Below are 22,657 nucleotides of genomic sequence, written 5' to 3' on the forward strand. Positions count from 1 at the left end.
CGACGCTGTTTGGGCGAGACGCGCGCAAACGCTTCTCGCTTAACGGTCCCAGTTTCGTAGCGGTTCACCGCCCGCGAGCACGGCTTGCGCGCGAACGGTGGCGCGCGCCAGATTGCCGAGAAGAAACGATATGATTGCCAGTGCTCATCGTGCCAGCCGCTCCACGCGCTCCCGCCGGTTGTCGCTGATGCGCGGCGCATCCTGGCTGCCGCTGGCGGCGATGGCGTTGGTGTCCTACGCACCGAAGGCGCATGCGCAGGCGGTCAATCTTGGCGGCATGCAGGCGCGGATGCCCACAGCGCCGCAGGCGCGTGCCACGGTCCCCGCCGGCGTGCAGCGTCAGTCGCCCGGCAACAGCATCGTGACCGATGGGCAGACCGCGACCAATGTGCGCGTCAACGGCAGCACGACCACCATCACCACCCAGACGATGAGCGGCGGCAACGCGTTCAATTCGTTCAAGACGTTTTCGGCGGCCGAAGGCAACACCGTCAACCTGATCGTGCCCGATCAGGCCGGCAAGCTCGTCAACATCGTGCGCGAGGGCCAGGTTAATATCCAGGGCACGCTGAATTCGTATCAGAACGGCCGCATCGGCGGCAATGTGGTGTTCGCCGACAGCTACGGCCTCGTGGTCGGGGCACGCGGCAGCGTCAATGTCGGCAGCCTCACCGTCGTCACGCCGAACAAGGCGACCATCGATGCGATGATCGTGAACGGCAAGGTCAATGACGGGCTTGTCGCGCGTGTGGTCACCGGCGACGTGCCGCTGTCGCCGGATGGTTCGGTGGTCATCAATGGCCGCGTCAATGCCACGCAATCGATCAAGATCACCGCGACTGATATCAAGATCGCAGGTTCGTTGCAGGCCGCACAACGCGCGGCGGAGCAGCGCGCGCAGTTCAACGCCACCGTCAATACCAAGGGCTGGAAGGGCGGCGGCCAGCTTGTCGCCCATGGCGGCAGCATTTCCATCAGCGGTGCCAATAGTGTGGCGATCTCCGGTACGGTGCGCGCCGGCGCCGGTCGCAGCGGCGCCGGCACGATTTCCGTTGCATCCGGTAAATCGGTCCATGTCACCGGTTCGCTCAAGGCCAACGGCGCTGCCGGCGTCAATGGCGGCAAGATCACCGTAACCTCGGGCGGCGATATCGCCATCGGCGGCACCGCAAAGATGAGCGTCGCGGGTGTCGGCAAGAATTCCAATGCCGGCGAGATCATCGCCAAGGCCGACAACAATCTTGCGGTGGCCGATGGCGCGAAGTTCAGCGCGGCGGCCGGCAGCACCGGCAATGGCGGCTTCGTCGAGCTCAGTGCGGTCAAGACGGTGGCGCTCGGCAAGATCGACGTCGATCTTGGTGCGAGCGCCGGCAAGGCCGGCACGCTGTTGATTGATCCGGATGAGCTGATTGTCGGCAATTTCGCGTCCGAAGATGCGGGGCACAAGCCGAACATCACGACCAACGGCGGTAGCGTTATCCTGGTCGCGGACAAGCTGATCACGATTGCCGCGGATGGCTTTATCGATACCACCGCGGCCAGCGGCTCCGGCGACGTCACGCTCACGGCACCGCACCTCGTCCTCCAGGGTGGTGCGAAAATCCTCGCCGGCTCGGTGGGCGGCGGCGCGGCCGGTACGGTGACATTGAACGCCATCGCGAAGAACGGCCTCGATGCCTCCGTGCTGATCGGCGATGCGTCCAACAAGCGGGCGGTGATCACGGCCGGCGATCTCAAGATCATTGCCGATGCCACTGCGGCCAATGCGACGCCTCAGGCTTCGGTGACCGTACAGAATGCGGACGTAACGCTGTCGGGCAAGTTTGATGTCGCAGCGTTGGCGACAGTGAACAAGTCCGCCAGTGTGCTCGGCATTAGCGATGTCGCTGCCACAATCGATGTGCTCAGCGGCGCCAAGATTGCCGCGGCTTCGGCGACGCTGGCCGCAAAGGCGACGACCACGCTGGAATTTACCATGTCCGGCAGTGCCGCTGCAGCGCTGGTGGATGTTACCAGCACCGCGCGTGCGCGCATCGGCGGTGATGCCGAGATGAAGGTCACCGGCGCGCTGAAACTCACCGCCGACAATATCGTCAGCAGCACCGCGAAGGCTGATGCCAGCAGCTCGTCTGCGGTCGGCGCAAGTGTCGCGGTCAATATCCTCAATGTCACCACGTCTGCGGTGATCACCGATACGGCGAAGATCGAAGCGGGCTCGCTGACGCTTGCGGCGACCTCCAGCGTCGTGGCCACCACCAGTGCAAAAGCCTCCGCCCAGGGCGGCAAGGAAGGCGACAGCAACAGCGACAAATATCTGACCGACGCAAAATACAAGGATCAGGCCGAGACCAGCGGTGGCAGCGTCAAGGCGGTGGGCGCGCTTGCCATCGCGGACGTGACCTCCACCACGCTGGCGCAGATGGCGTCCTCCACCCAGGCGGTGGTCACCGGCGCCACGGCGATCAAGAGCCTCACCGGCAATGCCTCCACCGTGATTGCCGATGGATCCAGCGCCAGTGGCAACAATGGTGTCGGTGTGGCCGTCGGCATTGGCTTGTCGCATATTTCGAACAAGTCGCTGCTGGACCAGAAGATCCAGACCGGCGCGCTCGATATCTCGGCGACCATGAGTGGCACCGCTGCCGACAATACATTCTCGGTGAGCGCAACGTCTGGCGCCGCGGCTAGCAATGTCGGCGTAGCCGGCGCACTGGCGACAAACCTGCTGGATTCCGAAAGCCTCGCCCGCATCGGCGGCGCCGTCGCGATCCTGAACAATAACCGCGTTTCGGTGACGGCGGGCGATCTCTCCACGGCGACAGCGCTCGCCGGTCCATCCGGCACCGGCGTGCAGGGAGCCAAGGTCGGCATCGGCGCCTCGGTGGCGCTCAATATCGTTGCCACGCGGTCCACAGCGGAACTTGCCGATGGCTCTTCGCTCGCGGGCGCAGGAGCCGTCGCATTGAAGGCGAGCGGCGAGCACGCGATCGACACCAAGGCCGAGCAGGGCTCTGAAGGCGGTGTGTCGGTCACGCCCGCTTTGGCACTCACTATGGCCTCGGATCGCACGCGCGCATCGATCGGCCAGTTGACCAATGGGCTCGTTACCGGCGGCGACATCAGCGTCGAGGCGACGCAGCTCACCACCGCGCTTACACAGGCGAGTGGCACGGCAGCCGGCGGCAAGGCCGGCATCGGCGCCGCACTGGCCGTTGCAGTGCTGGACGAGCAAACCCTCGCCACCACCTCGTCCAATATCAATAGCGGCGGCTCGGTCAGCTTCACCGCCAAGGGCGCAGCGCTTGCCGCGACGGCGGCTGTGGCCAGCGCCTCCGGCGGCAAGGAGGCCGATGCGAACGGCAATTCCACCGATGGCGACGCTTCTGCCGATGCCAAGATCGGCAAGGAGACTCAGCTTGCCAGCGGCAAGCAGGCCAGCGCCAATATCGGCAAGGATGGCCAGCAAGAGGCGACGAAGAAGGCCGCCGAAGGCGAGAATGGCCAGGGCAAGACCAGCGAAGGCTCGGTCGCAGTCGCCGCCGCCATCGGCGCCACGGTGCTGCAGTCGAATGTGAAGGCCTATGTACCCGCCGCGATCGGAGTCACCGCCATAGGTGGACTGTCGATCACCTCGGTGTCCAATGTAGACGCGAAGACCACGGCCGATGGTTCGGCTGTCGGCAGCGATGATGCGACGGCCAAGGTCGGCATCGGTGTTGGCCTGTCCATCAATCTCGTGCGCACCAATAACGACGCACTGCTTGGCATCGGCTCGCCGCTGTCGTCCGGCCTAGCGGCGGCAGTTGCCGGCGTGACGGCCGGCCAGTATTCGGTTGCCTCGCTGGCGATGAAGGCAGCGCAGGACAATCTTGGCGTCACCGCGCCTGCGGTCACGGTGAAAAGCCCGGCGGCGGTGGATGCCGCCAAACAGGCCAAGCCGACCATCGCGGCAAATAGCGGTCAGCGCCTCAATGTGTTCGAGAGCAATGCCTCCGCGGGTGCCGGTGCGTCAAATGTCGGCTTTGCCGGCGCGGTGGCGCTCAATCTCGTCGATACGCAGAGCTCCGCTCAGGTGGGTGGTTCGGCGACCGTCCGCATCACCGGCCCCGCCGGTGCGATTTCCATCGTTAGCGACAATGAAAGCTCGACCATCGCGCGCGCGATGCCGGCCGGCGGTGGTGCCTCCGGTGACAAGGTTGGCGTCGGCGCCTCCGTGGCGCTCAATCTCGTTGCCACGCGCTCGACAGCCGAACTCATCGACAATGCGACGGTGACCGGCGCGGACGATGTGACGCTGCAGGCTTTTGGCTTGCACGGCGTCGTCACGCAGGCGGAGCAGGGCGCCAAGGGCGGCGTTGCCGTTACGCCGGTGATCGCCACGAGCCTTGTGTCGGATCGCACCAAGGCGTCGATCGGCGCCCTGAATGGCGGCCTCGAGGCGCATGGCGACGTATCGGTTGAAGCCACGCAGCTGACGAGTGCGCTCACCCAGGCAAGCGGATCGGCCGCTGGCGGCAAGGCCGCCGTGGGCGCAGCGCTGGCTATCGCCATCCTTGACGAACAGACGATCGCAACCACGTCGTCGAGCATCAAGACGGCCGGCTCTGTGAGTTTTGCCGCAAATGGTGCGTCGCTCGCGGCCACAGCGGCGATTGCCAGCGCGCAAGGCGGTAACGGCACCGATGACAGCGGCAAATCGACCGACAAGGATGGTTCGGTCGATCAGAAGGTGCAGAAGCAGTCCGGCGACAGCGCCCAGCGTATGACCGACGCCAAGATCGGCGACGACAGTCAGAAGTCCACCATCGCGGCCGGCAAGACCAGCGCCGATGGCAAGGCCACGACCAGTGAGGGTGGTGTCGCCGTCGCGGCGGCCATTGCCGTCGATGTATCCATGGTCACGGTCAAGGCCTTCGTGCCGTCATCGGTGGGCGTGCAGGCCGGCGGAGCGCTGTCGGTTGCGTCGATCTCGAATGTCGATGCCAAGACCAGCGCCGATGGTTCGGCCGGTGCCGCTTCAGGGAGCGGCTCGACACCCACCAAGGTCGGCGTTGGGGCCGCGGTGGCGGTGAATGTCGTCTCGGTGGACAACCGTGCCGAACTCGGCACAGCGGCAACGGCAACCACTGCCGGGCAGATCACCGGTGTGGCGGCCGGCACCTATGGCGCATCGGCGCTGAACGTTGCGGCGTTGAAGACCGATCTCGGCACGCCGTCGCCTGCTGTGGTCGGCGGCCCCACCATGCCGAAGGCAGCATCCGCTACTACGGCACTGGGGCGCCTCGATCAGATCGTTGCCGTGGCGAAATCGGGCGCCAGTGGCGCGAAGATCGGGATTGCCGGCTCGCTCGCCGTCAATGTGCTCACCAGCACCAGCAGTGCGAGCCTTGCGCCCAATGCGCATGTGGTCATTACACCGGTCGGTGCGATCGATGGCGTGACCATCGCCGCCGATAACGAAGCCTATGTGGCCGCGTCGGCGCTAGCCGCGCAGGACGGCAAGGATGCCAAGGTTGGCATTGGCGCCTCGGTGGGGCTCAACACGGTGCTGAACAGCAGCGAAGCGATTCTCGCGAAGGATGCCACCGTCACCGGCGCCAAGGCGGTGTCGGTGAAGGCCGACACGCGCCTCGACACCGACACGATGGCGGAGGCCGGCGCTAAAGGCGGCACTGCGCTCGATGCGGTGGTCGCTGTCACTGTGTTGCAGGAAAAGACGACCGCCGCGATCGAATCCGGTGCGCTGCTCAATGTCGGTGGCAATGTCTCGGTGAGCGCCGCGAGTGTCGGCTCGCACAGCGCGATCGCCTCGGGCTCCGCCACCGGCAACACCGCGATTGGCGGCGCGGTAGCGCTGATCACCGGCACCGGCCTGTTCAATCTCCTGTCCTCCGATGGCGGCCCCGTCACCACGGATACGACGGCGCGCATCGCACGCGACATCACCACTACCGCAGGCACGAGCACAAATACCGGCAAGCTGGCGATCACCGCGGCGGGCACCCACAGCTATGTGGCGTCGGCCACCGCCACCGCCAGCGGCGGCAGTGCTACCGATACTGGTGCAGGAAGCGGCAGCAATTCCACGAGTTCGAAGACGCTCGGCTCCGCGCCCGCCCAGGGCGCGATGGATCAGGAGCAGAAAGGCATTCAGAAAGACGGCGCGGGCAATGCCGATAGCGGCGGCAAGCTGTCGGTCGCAGCGGCTCTTGGTGCGGCCATTGTCGGCGATAGCGTCAAGGCGCAGGTCGTCGATGGGCTGACGCTGACAGTCGCAGACGGTCTGCTGGTGAAGGCCGCCAGCAAGGATCAGGTGCAGGCGCTCGGTAGTGCCGCGTCGGTGTCCGAGAAGCAGGACAATGGCATCGGCGTCGGCGCCGCGCTGGCCATTGTCGGCAACACGACGACGGCCAGCATCGGCAAATCGGTGAAGGTCCATGCCGGCGGCGACGTCACCGTGGCGGCAATCTCGGATGTCAATAACGGGCTCGGCGGTTTCACCGCGGAAGCCATGTCCGGCGCATCGGGCAAGAAGCTCGCAGTAGCGGGCGCGCTCGCCATCGGCATTTCGAATTCGAAGACCACGGCCAGCATCGGTGATCAGGTCACGATCGATGGCGTCGGAGCGGCCACCCATGCAGGCGCGCTCGAAGTCACGGCGCTGAACACCAGCGCGCTGACGGCGAAGGCCTGGTCGGGCAGCTATTCCACCGGCGGCACCGGCGTCGGCGCCTCGATCGCCGCGGTGATCTCCAACGACAGCTACAGCGCCAGCATCGGGAATGCGGCGACCATCAACGCCGCGAGCGTAGGGGTAAAGGCCACCAATGCGCGCGTCGATGATCTGTTCTCGTCGATCAAGGAACTGGTGAAAACCGGCTCCGCCGCGCTGGCCGACGTCAACAAGGATATGCAGGCACAGCTCGATAGCACCAAGACGCTGATCGGCGATATCGATAGCGCCGCCAAGGCGAAGGATGCCGTCGGCACCTTCAAGGACGATTTCGCCAGGCTGATTGCGACCGAGAAGACCAAGATTCTTGGTTCGCTGAAGGACATAGCGGATCAGGCGCGCGATCTGCCGCTGCTCGGCAGCAACAATTTCTACACCGAAGTGGTGGCGGGCTCGGCGTCCACCGACAAGCTTGCGATTTCCGGCGGCTTTGCGCTGCAGGTCATGCTGCAGGGGTCCAGCGCCTCGATCGGCACCGGCGCGAAGATGGACGCCACCGGCGCGGTGAGCGTGGCAGCTGCGGACAATGCGATTTCGCGCACGCTGGTCGGCGCGCTCGCAGGCTCCGGCGGCACCAATGCCGCCGGCATTTCGCTCGGCATCATCGTCAATTCCGGCAAGGTCGGTGCCTCGATTGGCGCTGGCAGCCAGATCACCAATTCGGGCTCGATCGGCGTGGTTGCCGGTGCGGATCACAATATCGATCTGTTCGGAATCGCCGCGGGCATCGCCAATTCCAACGGGATTGCCGGCATTCTCGGCGTCATCTATTCCAGTGCAGAAGTGACCGCTAAGACGGGCGCCGGGAGCGAGCTGACATCGGGTGGCCTCGTCAATGTCGCGGCCAGCAACACAGTCAATACACTCAATCTGGCCGGCGGCTTTGCCGGCGGCGGCAATAACGCCATCGGCGGCACGCTGATCAACACCACCGTGCGCAACAAGGCCATCGCGCATATTGAAACCGATTCTGGCAGCACCACCATCGTCGATGCCGGTTCGGTCAAGGTCTCCGCACAGACCAGCGAGCGGCTGATCGATGTCGCCGTGGCCGGCGCTGCCGCGGGCTCCAATGCCATTGCGGGCGTGGCCACGCCGCTGCTCCAGTTCATCACCAGCGATGCATCGATCGGCAATGGCGCGAAGATCACGGCCAAGACCGGCGATGTGTCGGTCAATGCGGCGGACAATACGCTGCTGGTCAATGTCGGCGGCGTCATTTCCATCGGCAGTAATAACGGCGTCGGCGGTGCGGCTGCGGTCAGCTTGATCAACAACACGATCTCGGCGTCCATCGGCGAACAAGCAGTTGTCGATGCCAAGGGCAGTGTGGAGGTGACGGCGAGCGACAAGGAGATCGTTGTCGATGCCGTCGTGTCCGGCTCGGGCGGTGGCAATGTCGGCGTCGCGGTGGCGCTCGCCTCGACTGTGCTGACAAACGATGTCAGCGCCACCATCGGCAAGAAAGCACAGATCACCACGACCGACAGCACCAGCACGGTGCGCGTCGCGGCCGAGGACTCGACGCTGGTCGTCGATCTCGCCGGCACCATCGGCGTCGGTGGCAATACCGGCGTTGGTGCCGGTGTCGATGCCAATGTGCTGCTCAAGCGCACCACGGCGCTGATCGCCGAACAGGCGATCATCCAGTCGGGCGGCGACGTGATCGTGGACGCTGCGAGCGCGCAAAACACATATTCGCTGGTGGCGGGCTTTGCGGCCGGCGGCGATGCCGGCGTGGCCGGCTCGGTCGGGTCCTTCACGCTCGACGGCAAGACGCTGGCCAGCGTCGCCGATGGCGCCGACATTCTCGCGCAGAACAATGTCGCCGTTCTCGCGCGCGACAGCAACGAACTCAACCGCCTGATCGGCAGCGGTGCTGTGGGCGGCAATGCCGGCGTCGGTGGCGCCATCGGCGTGTCGGTCGCGCTGCAGACCACCCAGGCCACCATCGGCAATGCGAGCGTCGAGGGCCTCGGCCGCTTCCGTGTGACGGATGTCGTCACCGGCATCAAGGGATCGTTCGTCGATTACGTGACGGATGCACTGTCGGTCATTCCCGGCGCGTCGTCGCTCACAAGCACGAACAAGTCCTTCGACGAGGTCAATCCCGTTACTGTTGTCGACGGTCTGCAAGCCGGTGCATCGCTAATCGGGCTGAAGCGCAACACCGAGCTCTTGACAACCGGCGTGCGTGGCGTGGCCGTATCGGCTGCCGCCACGGCCGAGTTCCGTTCGGTCGCGGTCAGCGGCTCGGCGGCGGGCACGGCCGGCGTTTCCATTTCGGGCGATCTTCCGGTGGTGATCAGCACCACGGAGGCCACCGTCGGCGGCGGTGCGCATATCAACAAGAGCGGCGTCGCAGCGGGCAATGCCGACCAGTCGGTTACCGTGGCGGCGAGCAGCGATCTCTATCATCTCGGCATTGCCGGCTCGGTCGCAGTGGGCGGCACCGCCGGCGTCGGCGCTGGCGCGCAGACGGCTATCTTCAAGAATAATACGACGGCGTCCATCGGTGTGGGTGCCACGCTCAATGCTGCGAACGATGTCGCGGTCACCGCGCGGGCGAGCGAGAACTATGCCGGCGCGGCCGTGAGCGTTGGCGCGGCGGGCACGGCCGGCGTCGCCGGAGGCCTCGCCGGCTTCGTCTCCACCAGCACCACCACAGCGCTGATCGACAGCGGCGCCACTGTCTTCGCGAACGGTAACGTCGTTGTTCTCGCTGACGACCAGACGCGTGCGGCCGTGACCGGCGGCACGCTCGCGGTGGGCATCGGCGGCGCCGGTGTCGGCATGGGCATTGGCTTCTCGGTTATCGTCAAGGACACCAGCGCCAGCATCGATGCCGGTGCCAAGGTCACCGGCCTCGGCAATGGTAGTGATCTCGACGAATATACCGGCACCGATTTCAGCAACACGCGGAAGGGCCGCGGGGTGCTGGTGCAGGCGAATTCGGGCCAGAGCGTCGCCGGCTTTGTGGTGGCGGGCGCGGGCGGTGCCTATGCAGGCGTCGCCGGCGCGGTCGCGGCCGAAGTGTTCGTCGATCAGACACGCGCGAGCATTGCGAGCGGTGCCGAGATCAACACGATCAATACCAACGCGAATGGCAATCAGGATGTCACCGTCACGGCGCGCAGCAGCACCGTGGTGTCGATGCAGGAAGCCGTGCTGGCTGGCGGCATCGCCGGGATTGGCGGCGCCGTTGATGTGGCTGTCATCGCCGATGCCACCAGCGCCTTCATCGGCGATGGCGCCATCGTCAATGCGGCGCGCGATGTCACCGTGAATGCGCTGAGCAACCGCCAGACCTCGTCCATCGTGGCGAGCGTGGCAGGCGGCGTCGCCGGTGTCGGTGCGGCGATCTCGGTGCTGGCTATCGCCAATGGTCCGGATGCGGATCAAAGCGCGAAGATGAACAGCAATGGCTCGTTCAATGGTAATGCCCAGCGGCAGCTATCGGACGACAGCATCGATAGCAAGTTCCTCTCGTCATCCACCAATAGCGACGTCAAGAAGGCGAGTGCAGACGCGCAAAAATACAAGGGCGCGCTGACCCTGCAGCAGACATTGCCGACCACGATTGCGCCGGGCAATTCGGCGACCATCGGCTCGGCGACGGTCAAGGCTGGCGGCAGCGTCAATGTGCGCGCCGTCGATGTCGTTGATTCCAAGATCGCCGATGGCGCGGTTGCGGCGGGCATCGGCGGCGGCGCCGGCATCGCGGTGGCCGTGGTCAATGTCAACAACACCGCGACCGTCACCAATGGCGCCGATATCGCCGCGGGTGCCATGAATGTTGCGGCGCTGTCGCAGCGCAAGATGGACGGCTATGGCGTCGCGGCCACCGCGGCCGGTGTCTCCGCCGCGCTGGTCAGCCTCACCGATGCGACCAAGACCGCAGCGACCATCACCGCTTCCACGGTGAAGGCCGATGGCGGCGTCCGCGTCCATGCGGAGAACAACGAGAAGATCATCATCGGCACGGCCACGCTGGCGCAGGGCGCCGCGGGCGGCCTCAATCTTGTCGTCCTCAAGCCGGATACCCAGGCGCGGATCGATGGCGGTTCGACTGTCGATGCGGCGCTTGAGAAAAACGGCACCGTCGAAGTCAGTTCGGCGAACAGCATCGACATCAATAGCGGCGCAGCCGGCATTGCGGCGGGTGGTGGCGGCGGTGTCGCCCTCACGGTAGTGACGGAACTCCCGACCACGATCGCTTTGGTCGATGCCGGCACCACGATCAATTCGGGTGTCTTGAGCAACAGCCAGGGTAACTTGGCGGCCGGCAATGTCGTCGTCAGCGCGACGACCACGGAGGCGATGCTGGGCCTTGCGGCCGGCGTGGCGCTCGGCGACGGATTTGGCGGTGCTGTCACCGTGTTGACCCGCAACGAGACCACCAAGGCGGAGGTCGCCGGAACGAAAACGACCTCGTCGGGAACGATCAAGGCGGCCGAGATCACGGCCACCGGCAATGTTGGTGTCATCGCCAATTCCACCGGTGAGGACAATCTGGCTCTCGGCGGCGGCGCCATCGGTCCCGCCGGCGGCGTCGGCGGCTCGATCGGTGTCACGGTGCTGAGCTCGACGGTCTCGGCAACGATTGGCGCTGACGCCGTGGTGACGGCGCTCGGCCTCGGCTCGAACAATGATTTCACCTATATCAAGGCGTATCAGACCGGGTTCAGCGACTATATCTCAGGCGACAAGATCGGCGTGCCCCAGCTGAACGGCGTGTCCAATGGCAAGCAGTCGCTGACGCCGCTGACCACCGGCGACGTCAAGGATATCGGCTCCTATCTGCTGCTGAAGAAGGGCACGATCAATGCGACGACGGCGACGTCGCGCGGCGTGATTGTCAATGCCGCAAAGGCGGATACCGTGCGTTCGGTGGTCGTCAGCGGTGCGGTCGGCGGTCTGGCCGGCGTCGGCCTGTCCGGTAATGTGCCGATCGTTCTCAACACCATCACAGCGACTATCGGCAGCAATGCCAAGATCAATCAGGATCCCACCAACGCCGGTACCGACCAGTCGGTCGTGGTGGCGGCCACCAGCGATACCTATTCGCTGAATGTCGTGGGCGCAGCGGGCGTCGGCGGCGCGGCGGGTGTCGGTGCCAGCATCAGCACGGCTGTCATCAGCAATCTCACGACGGCGACCATCGGTAACGGCGCCGAGGTGGCGGCGAAGAAGGACATCTTGGTCACGGCGCTCGCGGCCGAAGATCTGGCCATGATCGCTGCGGCCGGTGCGGCCGGCGGCTATGCCGGCATTGCCGGTGGCCTGTCGCTGACCTCCATCGACAACACCACGCGTGCACTGATCGACAGCAATGCCGTCGTCAAGGCCGGCAACAATGTCGTCGTCGTCGCCAGCGACAGCACGCGCGAAGCGACCTTCTCCGGCGGCATTGCACTGTCCGGCGGCGGCAGCGTGGGTGCTGCGGTGAGCGTCGGTCTGATCAAGAAGACCACCGAAGCCACCATTGCGTCCAATGCCAGGGTGACCGGCCTCGCCAATGGCAGCACCACCTTCAAGGCCCTCACCGGCGACGACCTCACGGCCACCCGCGATGGCCAGGGCGTGCTGGTCGATGCCGAGTCCGTCGAGAGCGCCTATATCTTCTCCGTCGGCGGCGGCGCCGGTGCCTTCGTGGCCGCGGCAGGTGCCATCACGGTCAATGTCTTCAACACCAACACCTTCGCGACGATCAATTCCGGTGCCATCATCAATGGCGACGGCACCGGCACCAATCAGGATGTGGTGGTCACCGCCCGCGATCTCACGGGCATCGTCTCGCAGAATTACGGGGCCTCGCTGTCCGGTCTCGCCAGCCTCGCCGGCGCGGTCGATGTCGGCGTGCTGAACAGCAATGTCGGCGCCTCCATTGGCGACGGCGCCAATGTGAAGGCCGGCCGTGATGTCATCCTCACGGCGCTCGCCAACAAGGCCATCGATTCCTCCGCCATGAGCGCGGCGGTCTCGCTGGTGTCCTTGTCGGCCGGCGTCTCGGTCTATTCGATCGGCGACGGCTTTGCGCCGAACAGCGATGCAATGGGCCGGCTGAACACGACGGACGGGTCCGGCGGCGTCACCAACTTCGCCGGCAGCAAATTGTCGGTGGGCAGCCAGCTCGGCGCCTCGGCCACCGGCACGGTCGCTGCCGCCAACAAGAAGAATGCGAGCGGCTCCGCCTCCACCACTGGTGCGAATGATGCCAATGCTGCGCTGACCGACAAGCTCGGCACGGTCAATGTCACCGGCCAGGTGACCAAGCCCAATGCCGCCGTGGCCGGCACCTCCGCCACCATCGGCAATGCCAATATCACCGCGGGCGGTACCGTTGCGCTCAACGGCCGCGATCAGGTCGGCTTCAATGCGCTGACCGGCACGCTGGCCGTGGGCGGCATCGGCGCCGGCGCGGGCGTCGGCATCCTCACCAATAGCAGCACCACGACGGCCACCATCACCGGCAGCGGTACCGGCACCATTGACGCGGCATCGGTGTCCGTTGCGGCGAATACGGTTCACGCCGCGACCGTCAAATCCTATGCCGGCAGTGCCGGCCTCGTCGCCGCGTTGCAGGCCGATGTCGCGATCATCAACGACAATTCGGTCACGCGCGCCGGCGTCACGAACTTCGCCATCAACATGACGAATGGCCTGTCCGCCGAGGCCAACGCGCAGCGCGCGCTCGATGCCCGCGCCGCCGGCCTCTCCATCGCCGGTCTCGGTGCCGCCGGTGTGTCGGTAGCCTCCGCCGTGGTGGGCGGCTCGGTCAACACCACGCTGGAAAACCTCACGGTCGATGGCGGTACATCGACTTCGGGCAAGGTCTCCGCCAAGGCGGCCTCGCGCGACACCGCCAATGCCGAAGCCAAGGCTGTCGCTGGCGGCATCGGCATTGCAGCCAATGGCGCGGACGCGACCGCCAAGGTCGAACTGCCAGTCCTGGTCACCATCAAGAACGACAGAATCACCACCGGCGGCGACATCACGCTGAACGCCTATGCCGCCAACAGCGCCACCGCCAACGCCCAGGGCTTCGCGCTTGCGGGCGGCATTGCCGGTGGCGGCTCGGTTGCCACGGCCAGCCTGGCGCCGAATGTGAAGATCGATCTCACCGGCGGCAGCCTCACGGGCGGCTCGTTGAATGCCAATGCACAGGTGGAATCCGGCGGCGCCAAAGCGACGGCCGGCGGCACATCGGCGGCCATTTTCGCCGGCATCACCGCCACCTCCGCCAATGCCACCGACGCATCGCAGGCGATCGCCAACGGCAACAGCGGCAAGATTGATGTCGATGGCGCGCTAACCTTCAACGCCAGCAACAAGAGCCAGGCCAGCGCTGGCGCGGATGGCCGCGCTTTCGGCATCGTCGCCGCGGGTGCCAACAACGCCAACGCCACGACCAATACGACCACCAGCACCACCTTCACCAATATGGTGTCGGTGCAAGGCGGCTCGGTCAGCCTCGCTGCGACCAGTAGCCACGACACCTCGGCGAGTTCGGCGACGGGCAGCGGCGGCCTGGTGGCCGGCGCGTCGTCCGATGCGCGCACCACATCGCTCGCGACCACTATTGCGCAGATCGCCAACCCATCGGGATCTGGCAAGACGCTGGTGCAAGCGACTAGCGGCGCCTTGTCGCTTGCTGCGAGCCACACCGATGTGTTCTCCGGCACTGCCGACAGCTCCCAGGCAGCGGTGGCCGGCAAGACCGGCGCGCGGCTCACGCAATTCACCAACAGCACCGTGATCGCGGGCCTCGGCAACAATGTCACCGCCTATGCGCAGAACCTGAACATCGATGCGATGAATGCGGTGCGGCGCTATTTCGTCTGCGAGACCGGCTGCAATGTCACCTCGGTCGATCAGATGGGCTGGGACGTCAAGGCCGGCGCAGGTGGCTTCCTTAACGCGGCGGCGGCGGTCGGCAGCACCGAGGTGCGGGCCACCACAATGGCCGGCATCGGCGAGAACAGCAGCGTTCACCTGTTGGCGCCGGCCACCGGCGTCAGCCTGGCCAAGATCAATGCCAGCAACGACATCATCGTTCATCAGAAGACGAAGGTCGACGCCCTCGGTGCGATCCAGCTGCCGCGCGGCGAGTCGAATGTCCTGGTTACGCCCAAGGCCAGCGTGACATTCGGTGACTCCAGCAGCCTCATCGTCGATGTCGGCGACGTGAAGGCAGCAGCCTGGAACAATGCCAATGTGGATGCGCGCACCAGCGTCACCACCGGCGGCCTTGCCGGCGCAGCCGAAGGTGCGGCGAACGCCACGGTCAATGCTATTGCAATGCTCTCCGTCGGCAGCAATGCGCAGGTCGAAGCCAGCAACGGTACCTCACCATCAGACGGTTCGCTGCCGAAAAGCGGTACGGTCACGCTGCTGGCCGGCCGCAGCCAGCTCGATCAGGCGCAGGCGATGTCGGTCAACACGGTGGTCGATGTCTATAACGACACCGCGCTGCCTGTGAAGACCTCGCCGGATGCGGTCTCGACGCTGACCAGCGATGCCTCTCTCACCATTTTCGCCGTGCCTGACAGTAACGTCAGCCCCACGGCCGGCGTGCATGCCGCCGGCGATATCGCTCTGTTTGCCGACAAGGGCGTGTTGAGCGCGACCGCCGCCGGCACCGGCAAAGACATCTATCGCGAAGGCGCCAGCAAGTTCCTCTCCTTCTTCAGCAACCTGTTCGGCGGCGGCGACGTCACCCTTGATATCAAGGGCGGCAGTGCTTCCCAGACCGGCCAGAGCACGATGATCATCGACAGCCTCGTCGATACCGGCATCTCGCGCTCCAAGTCGCTGCTGATCACCTACAAGGACGGCTGCAGCTTCTCTGGCGGAAACCTGTGCATCGAGACATCAGGCAATATCGCCATTCCAGCTGCGAATATCGGCACCTTCCAGGCCGGCGGCGCGATCCTCGATCGGCTCGGCCAGATCGATTCGTTGATCGCGCTCTATGACAAGGACACGATCGCCAAGGCTGCCTATCAGAGCGAGCGCGTGTTCCTGCAGGACAAGCTGGTGTCGCTCGGTCTTGCTTTCATGGATACCACCACGGATCCGAAAGGTGTCTTCACCCTGAAGAACGGCGTCACTGCGGGCGCGCCGGCTGGCAGCAATGCGGTGACGGTGAAGGCGCTCACCGATGCACTCGCCACGTTCCAGGGCGAGGTGACGACCAATATCGGCACCTATCTGACATCCGGATTGAGCAATGTGGCTCTGTCCTGGGATGGCAGCAAGCTCGACCCGAACTCGCTGACGGCGACGATCGATGCTACGGCTGCAAATTACGCGGTCAAGAAGAACGCCCAGTCTGCGCTTCTCAGCCTCGGTGGGCTTCTCAACTACGACACCCTGATGGGGGGCTCTGACCAAACCGCGCGGGATTTCCAGGGCAAGGTTTCGAGCATCGACTCGCTGCTGATCACCGGCAGCACGGCGTTAAAAAATGCGATTGATTCCCTTAAGGATGTGAAGAAGGCGGCGGACGATATCAACAATAGCGTCCGCGCCATCGTCAGCATCCAGAACGATGTCGCACAAGGCGCCAAGCCGTTCGACTCGGTCAGCTTCGATATCGCGACCGCGTTCAGCGGCGTCTCTACTGGCCAGAGCACGATCGTCCAGAGCAACAGCTCTCTGCTGACATCGGTTAATGCCGTAAGGGACTCGGCGGCGACAATCGGCAAGAACCTCACTGACATCCAAAATGCCGCGACGACGGGGACGACCGACGAAAAGACGCTGATTGCCACGCTCAATGTGGCATTGGCTGATGACAAGGCGAATCTGGGCAGCACCGGAACCATCACCCGCGTCAACAATAGCGCGGACTACATCAAGACACAGATCGATGGCGGCACGCTGACCGGTATGGATTCCGGCGGCAACAAGACGACCACCACCGTCATCGGCATGGCGTCCCGCATAGCGGACTACAAGGCCGCGGTCATGACGCCCGCCTCGGGCAAGACCGTCGCCGCGTGGCAGACCGACCTCAACGACAAGGCCAAGGCCGCAGCCGCCGGCACGCCGGGATCGGTGGGCAACAAGAGCACCTATATCGAGATCCCCGATGTCACAGTGCAGCTCGGCAACATCTATCTCGGCGCCGACACGATCAAGACCGGCGACGGCAAGACGACCGGCCCCGGCCAGCTCATCGCGCCGGGCGATGCGCAGATCAAGATCATCAACGAAACAGCGGCCACGCTGAAGCTCAACAACCTCAATATTCCAATCGCTAATTCCGGCCGGATCATCGTCAACAATGTCGAAGTGTCGTCGGCAGCGGGCATTTCCGCGGCCACCGGCAAGGCGGCCAATTTCGCGACCGGTAACGTCGTCACCTCGGGCGGCTTCAGCACGGGCCGCGTGACGATCGAAAGCAATTACAATCCGGAGAGCGATACCTACTACAATCCGCGCGACACCCAAAATAGAGACTATATCAAAACGCTGCAGATGGCGCCGGACATCATTCTGCAGACCGGAAAGATGATCAACAATCCGACCGGCGCGGTGGACATCACCAGCGCTGCCGGCAACATCTATATCCAGGGCAAGATCACCGCCGCCTCGATCTCCATCGTCGCCCGCAATGGCGATCTGGTGACGAGCTATGTGAACGGCTTCTATCATGTGGGCGGCGACCCGGCGAGCCAGACGCTGGTGCCTGGCGGCACCATCACGCCGGAGGGACTGGTCCCGACCGGCCTCGGCATGATCGCCAATGGTCAGATCTTCCTGTCGGCGCGCTATCTCAACATCAACAGCACAGTGCAGAGCGGCATCGCCGAATGGCAGCTGACGCTCGAACAGACCACCAAGCTCGTCACCACGGACGCCGGCAAGATCACCGGCGTGAGCGGCCTCACTTCGACGACGGTATCCCAGAAGCTGGCTGAATATGGCCGTGCCGACAAAACCAAGAACCCGCCGACGACCTATGATTTCGTGGTCGATGCCAGCGATCCCAGCAAGAACATCACGCTCAATCTGGTCACGGGCCAGCTCAGCTTCTCGATCGCGACGGCGAACTATCTCGGCCTGAAGGAAACCTACAAATTCGCCGATACCGAAAGCGCGCGCAACAGCCAGGGCATCTACACCGCCCAGGTCGGCGCCAGCTATGACGCGGATGCCAAGCAGGTGGTGGTCGATGCCACCACCGTGCGCGGCGGCTATATCAAGATCTTTGGGCAGATCATCAATACGTCGCCAAACAGCGGCAGCCTGAATGTGCTGGACGGTTTCGGCACCATCAACATCACCAACAACATCAATGTTCCGGTGGTGCTCTCCACGCTGAATGCGGGCGCCGATCAGAAGGGGGACGGCCGCGGCACCGCGGGCAAGATCGATATCACCGATGTGCATCTGCATGCCGGAAATTCAGCCATCGTCGATGCCACGCATACGGTGATCACCCGGAATAACGGCCTCGTGAATATCGACCAGCAGCAGGGCATCATCGATGCGGTGACCGGCCAGTTCGTGCCGGGCGGCTTCGACAAAGACGGCAAATTCATCAAGGACCAGATCGATCCGCTCACAAGCCTGACCCAGATTACGGGCGATGGCACGCGCACGGCGGTCTACAATCCGATGCAGGGCCAGCGCTATATCTGGCAGACCGTGGCGGATTACACGATCACTAACGCCTTCGGCGTGTCGGCGAACAATTCCTACACCAGCGCTGACGGCGCGCTGGCCGGCCAGGCGCAGTGGAGCGGCAGCGGCAAATCGCAAACGCCGTCCATGAACATGCTGCCGGGCGCCTATGTCTCGGTGGACAAGACGCGGCAGACGGTTCAGACCATCGACCCGAAGACGGGGCTCATCACCGGCGATACCACGACCAGCAGCGTGTCCAACAAGGACATTACGCTTCAGGAGGTCGTCGATACGCTGCTGATCGCCAATGGTGACACCAAGCTGACGCAGACGGCGCTCACCAATAGCTGCAGCTGGACCTCGTCTTGCGACGACAAGAGCCAGACGTCCTTCTATACGCTGTCGTCCGATTACCGGCAGATCACCACGCATTCGCTGAAGGCCGATAACCAGATCAAGATCAACTTCATCGGTTCCGACAAGGGCACGATCAACGTTACCTCAGGTACCGACATCACCCTGCGCGGCAGCGTTACCAATGTCTCCGGTGACGTGTCGATCAAGGCGAACAATTCGTCCATCATCCAAGCTTCGACCGATCCGACCATCACCGCGCAGTCGATCAAGCTCGAATCGGGCAAGTCGATCGGCGGCGTGGCAGAGCAGGGCGGCTCGGCGATTGGTGCGCCGGTGTCGGTGATGCTCACCAGCTTCAAGGGCGTGCGCGGCCAGCTCGATGCGGTGGCCAATAATGGCGTCGTGTCGATCAAGACGCTGGGCGATCTCGTCATTGGCAAGGTCACGGCGGACAATGAAGTGGCCGGCAAGGGCAGCGTCACGCTGCTCGCCAATGGCAGCATCAGCGGCGCTTCGTCATCGTCGCTGATCCAGGCGGATCGCGTGGCGCTGACCTCGCTCACCGGCTCGATCGGCTCGGTGGCCAACAATGTCGCTCTGCACGTCAATACCGGTTTCACCACTGACCAGTCGCAGCGCCCGTTTGGCGATCCGGCCACCACGCCTGCGAACCAGTTGCTGGCCTCTTACGGCATCAGCGCCAGCGCGCTCGGCGATATCAATATCTATTCGACCGACTGGACCAGCAAATATACGACCGGCGGAAAGAACAGCGACGGCACCATCCTCGCCAATTCCATCGTGTCGGCCGGCGGCGACGTCAAGCTGAAGACCGCGGGGCAGGTGCTCGACGGCAATCCGGTGGAGCAGATCGACAAGCGCACTGCCGACCAGTTGATCGCCTATTGGGAATCGCTCGGCCTGATCAAGGGGCAGGGCACGCAGAACCAGGATCGCCAGAATGCGGCCATCGCTGCCTTCGAGCAGAGTCAGACCTTGGCCTATCGCCAATACTGGCAGCTTCGTGTCGGCCAGGCGGATAGTGGCGCGAGTTACGACCCGAACTACCAGATCACCTACAAGCCCGGGACTACGCTGTATCAGAGTCTGTCCGCCTATTATCGCAATATCGAGATCGTCAATAACGGCGGCGTCGAACCGGCCGATATCGCCACGCGCATCGCCAACGACATCGCCAATCAGGCGGCGGCAGACACGGCGCGCTATCGCGAGCTTAATGCGCAGGTCGGTTCGTTCACCACGAGCTACGACGCCGGTTACAGCTATGCCGCGTCGGCGGCGGACAAGACCAGCCTGACCCAGGGCGCCACCTGGAGTTCCACGGCGCTCGGCTTCCCGCTTAATGCCGGTGCGCTGAAGACCGTGACCAACACCAATCCGGTGCTGAAGGATCCGAACGTTTCCGGCCGCAACGTCACCATCCTTGCCGATCGTGGCATCGGTGAAACGATGATCGTCAACGGCAAGCCGGGCATTGTGGTGACCCCGGTCAACGATCCGGTGAAGGAGCTCAGCAATGCGCAGAAGATCGCACTTGCCACGGCGGAGCGCTCGGACCTGGTGATCACCATTGGTGGCCTGTCGCTGCCAACCAATGCGTCGGCGGCGCAGATCGCGGCCTATAATGCCGCGGTGGCGCTCGGGCTGAAAAACACGGCTGTCGATATTCCGGCGGGCCTCGACGAGGCTAACATGACCGCCGTGCAGCGCGCGGCGCTCGATGCGGCGGCAGCCGGCGTATTCGATCGCACCTCCACCTATCTCACGGTGCTGTCGAAGCGTCCGCTCAATGTAGCGAGCACCTCGAGCTTCAATGCCACGGTTACGGATCAGGTGACCACCACGGGCAATATCGACCAGGGGCAGGCCTTCATCGCGTCGCGCGGCAGCCTTGCGCTGGGCGAGATCGCGGTGCCCGGCGAGACCCGCATCAAGGCGCTGGGCACTTTGACCAATGCCGATCTCGCGTCGATCGATCCCGGCCGCGTGTCATCGATCAAGACCGGCAATATCGTGCTGGAATCCGCCTATAGTTCCATCGGCCTCGGCTCGCCGTTGCTGCTCAACCTGCAGCAGGGCGCGACCATCACAGCGCGCGCGCTCAATGCGGTTAATCTCTACGCCCTGCCGGGCAGTGTGAACGGCTCACCCGATGCGTTCATCGATACGGTCTATTCGCCGAACCGCGTGGATATCCGCGCCGCCGGTTCGATCTTCAATGCGAATAAGGATCGCCAGGTCAATGTGCTCGGCGCCAATATCGTGCTCACCGCCGAAAGCGGTTCCATCGGCACGCTCGGCAATGCGCTCAATGTCGGCACCTCGCCGGGTGGCACCATCCGCGCGACGGCCGATTTCGGCCTGATCAATCTCTACGGCGTCGCCGGTCTCGATTTCACCATCGGCGCGGCGCTGTCCGGCACCTCCACCACGCTGGTCGCCGCCAATGACGGCACCATTGCCGGCCCGGTCACCGCCGGCACCGACATTCTGATGTCGGCCGGCCAGCGCTGGGTGATTACCGCCAGCGGCAATGTGATTTCCGCCGCCGGTAATATTGATGTCGCCGCCGATACGCTGAAGATGCTGCGCGGCGCACGGGTCACGGCGCAGCTCGGCTCGGTGCGCGTCGATACCGTGCATAATGCGCTGGTCAGCGGCATCGTCGCCGGCAGCGGCAGCGCGGCGGCCATCGACATCACCGCCGGCGGTCATGTGATCGGCGGTGAGAATCCGGACCGGCTGGTGGATCTCACGACCACCGCGGCCGGCGCGGGCATCCGCATCGTCGCTGCGCTCGGCATAGGCGATGTCACCCAGGCCGATCGCTATGCGGTGGACCAGAAGGGCATGCCCGTCGGCAGCGCCAATCTGATCACCAATGTCGCCAATCCGCTGCGCATCCGCACCAACGCCATCGATGCCTCGGCCACGGTCGGCGACATCAACCTGGTCACGCTCGCCAGCATCAATGCGGGTTCCGTCGTCACCGGCAATGGCAGCATCGATGTGGATGCGCGGCAGGATTTCCGCGTCTCCAACCTCACCGCCCTGCATGGCGACATCCTCGTCACCGCGGTCGGCGCACTCGCCTCTGCCAATGTGCTGGCGACGCGCGATAGCGCCGATGATCGCGGCCATGTGGATCTCAGCGCCGGCGCGGATATCGATATCGGAACCTCGCGCTCGGCCAGCCTGTTCGCGCAGACGCCGGCCGCGGCCCGGTTCCGCGATGCCACGGTCGATAATCCCTTCACCATCGCTGCGCAGGTGACAGAGATTGATGCGCTGCATGCCAGCGGTTATAAATCGACACCGCTGATCTTCACGCTGACCGGTTATCGCGGCGGCTTGGGTGAACGCGCCCGCGTCTATGTGGATGCGCCAATGGGCGTCGTGATGCCGCTGCTGCGCGAGAACGAGGTGGATATCCGCACCAACGCGCTCGATTACGCCATGCCCGATGCCTATATCGGCCGCTGGATGAAGTTCACCGCGCCGTTGGCAGTGGTCTGGGCCGATAATCGCACGCCGAAGCCGGTGCTCGGTTTCGACGTGCAGCTGTTCCAGCCGTCGAAGCAGTTCTACATGTTCCAGAACGGCGTCCGCACCTTCACCAATGCGGCAGTCGTTCAATATAGCGAGCGTGCGGAAGTCATCGAATGGCGTAACGGCCTGACCATGCCGGGCGGCAGCATGGTGCGCGACTTCGATCGCATTGGTACTTTCACCGGCGTCGGCTCGGTTCTGCTGCGTGATGACTCGCCGGATTACAGCGGCGCGTTCTTCCGCGGTGATGCGTTCGTGCACTTCATGGAAGCCTTGCGCGATCGTCGCGTCCGCAGGCCGATCAAGGGGCCCGTTGTCAATCTGAAAGGCCTTGCATCCACAACATCTCTCGGCGATTGA

General features: G+C 64.3%; 1 protein-coding gene. It reads left to right on the forward strand.

Annotated elements, in window-relative coordinates:
* The first annotated feature begins 130 nt into the window (after nucleotides 1-130).
* Nucleotides 131-22,657: a leukotoxin LktA family filamentous adhesin gene (locus ACIQ2A_RS08950; protein WP_398478027.1), complete on the forward strand. Its 22,527-nt coding sequence runs from the start codon at nucleotides 131-133 to the stop codon at nucleotides 22,655-22,657.

This window comes from Tardiphaga sp. (assembly GCF_044336785.1).
Taxonomy (GTDB): Bacteria; Pseudomonadota; Alphaproteobacteria; order Rhizobiales; family Xanthobacteraceae; genus Tardiphaga.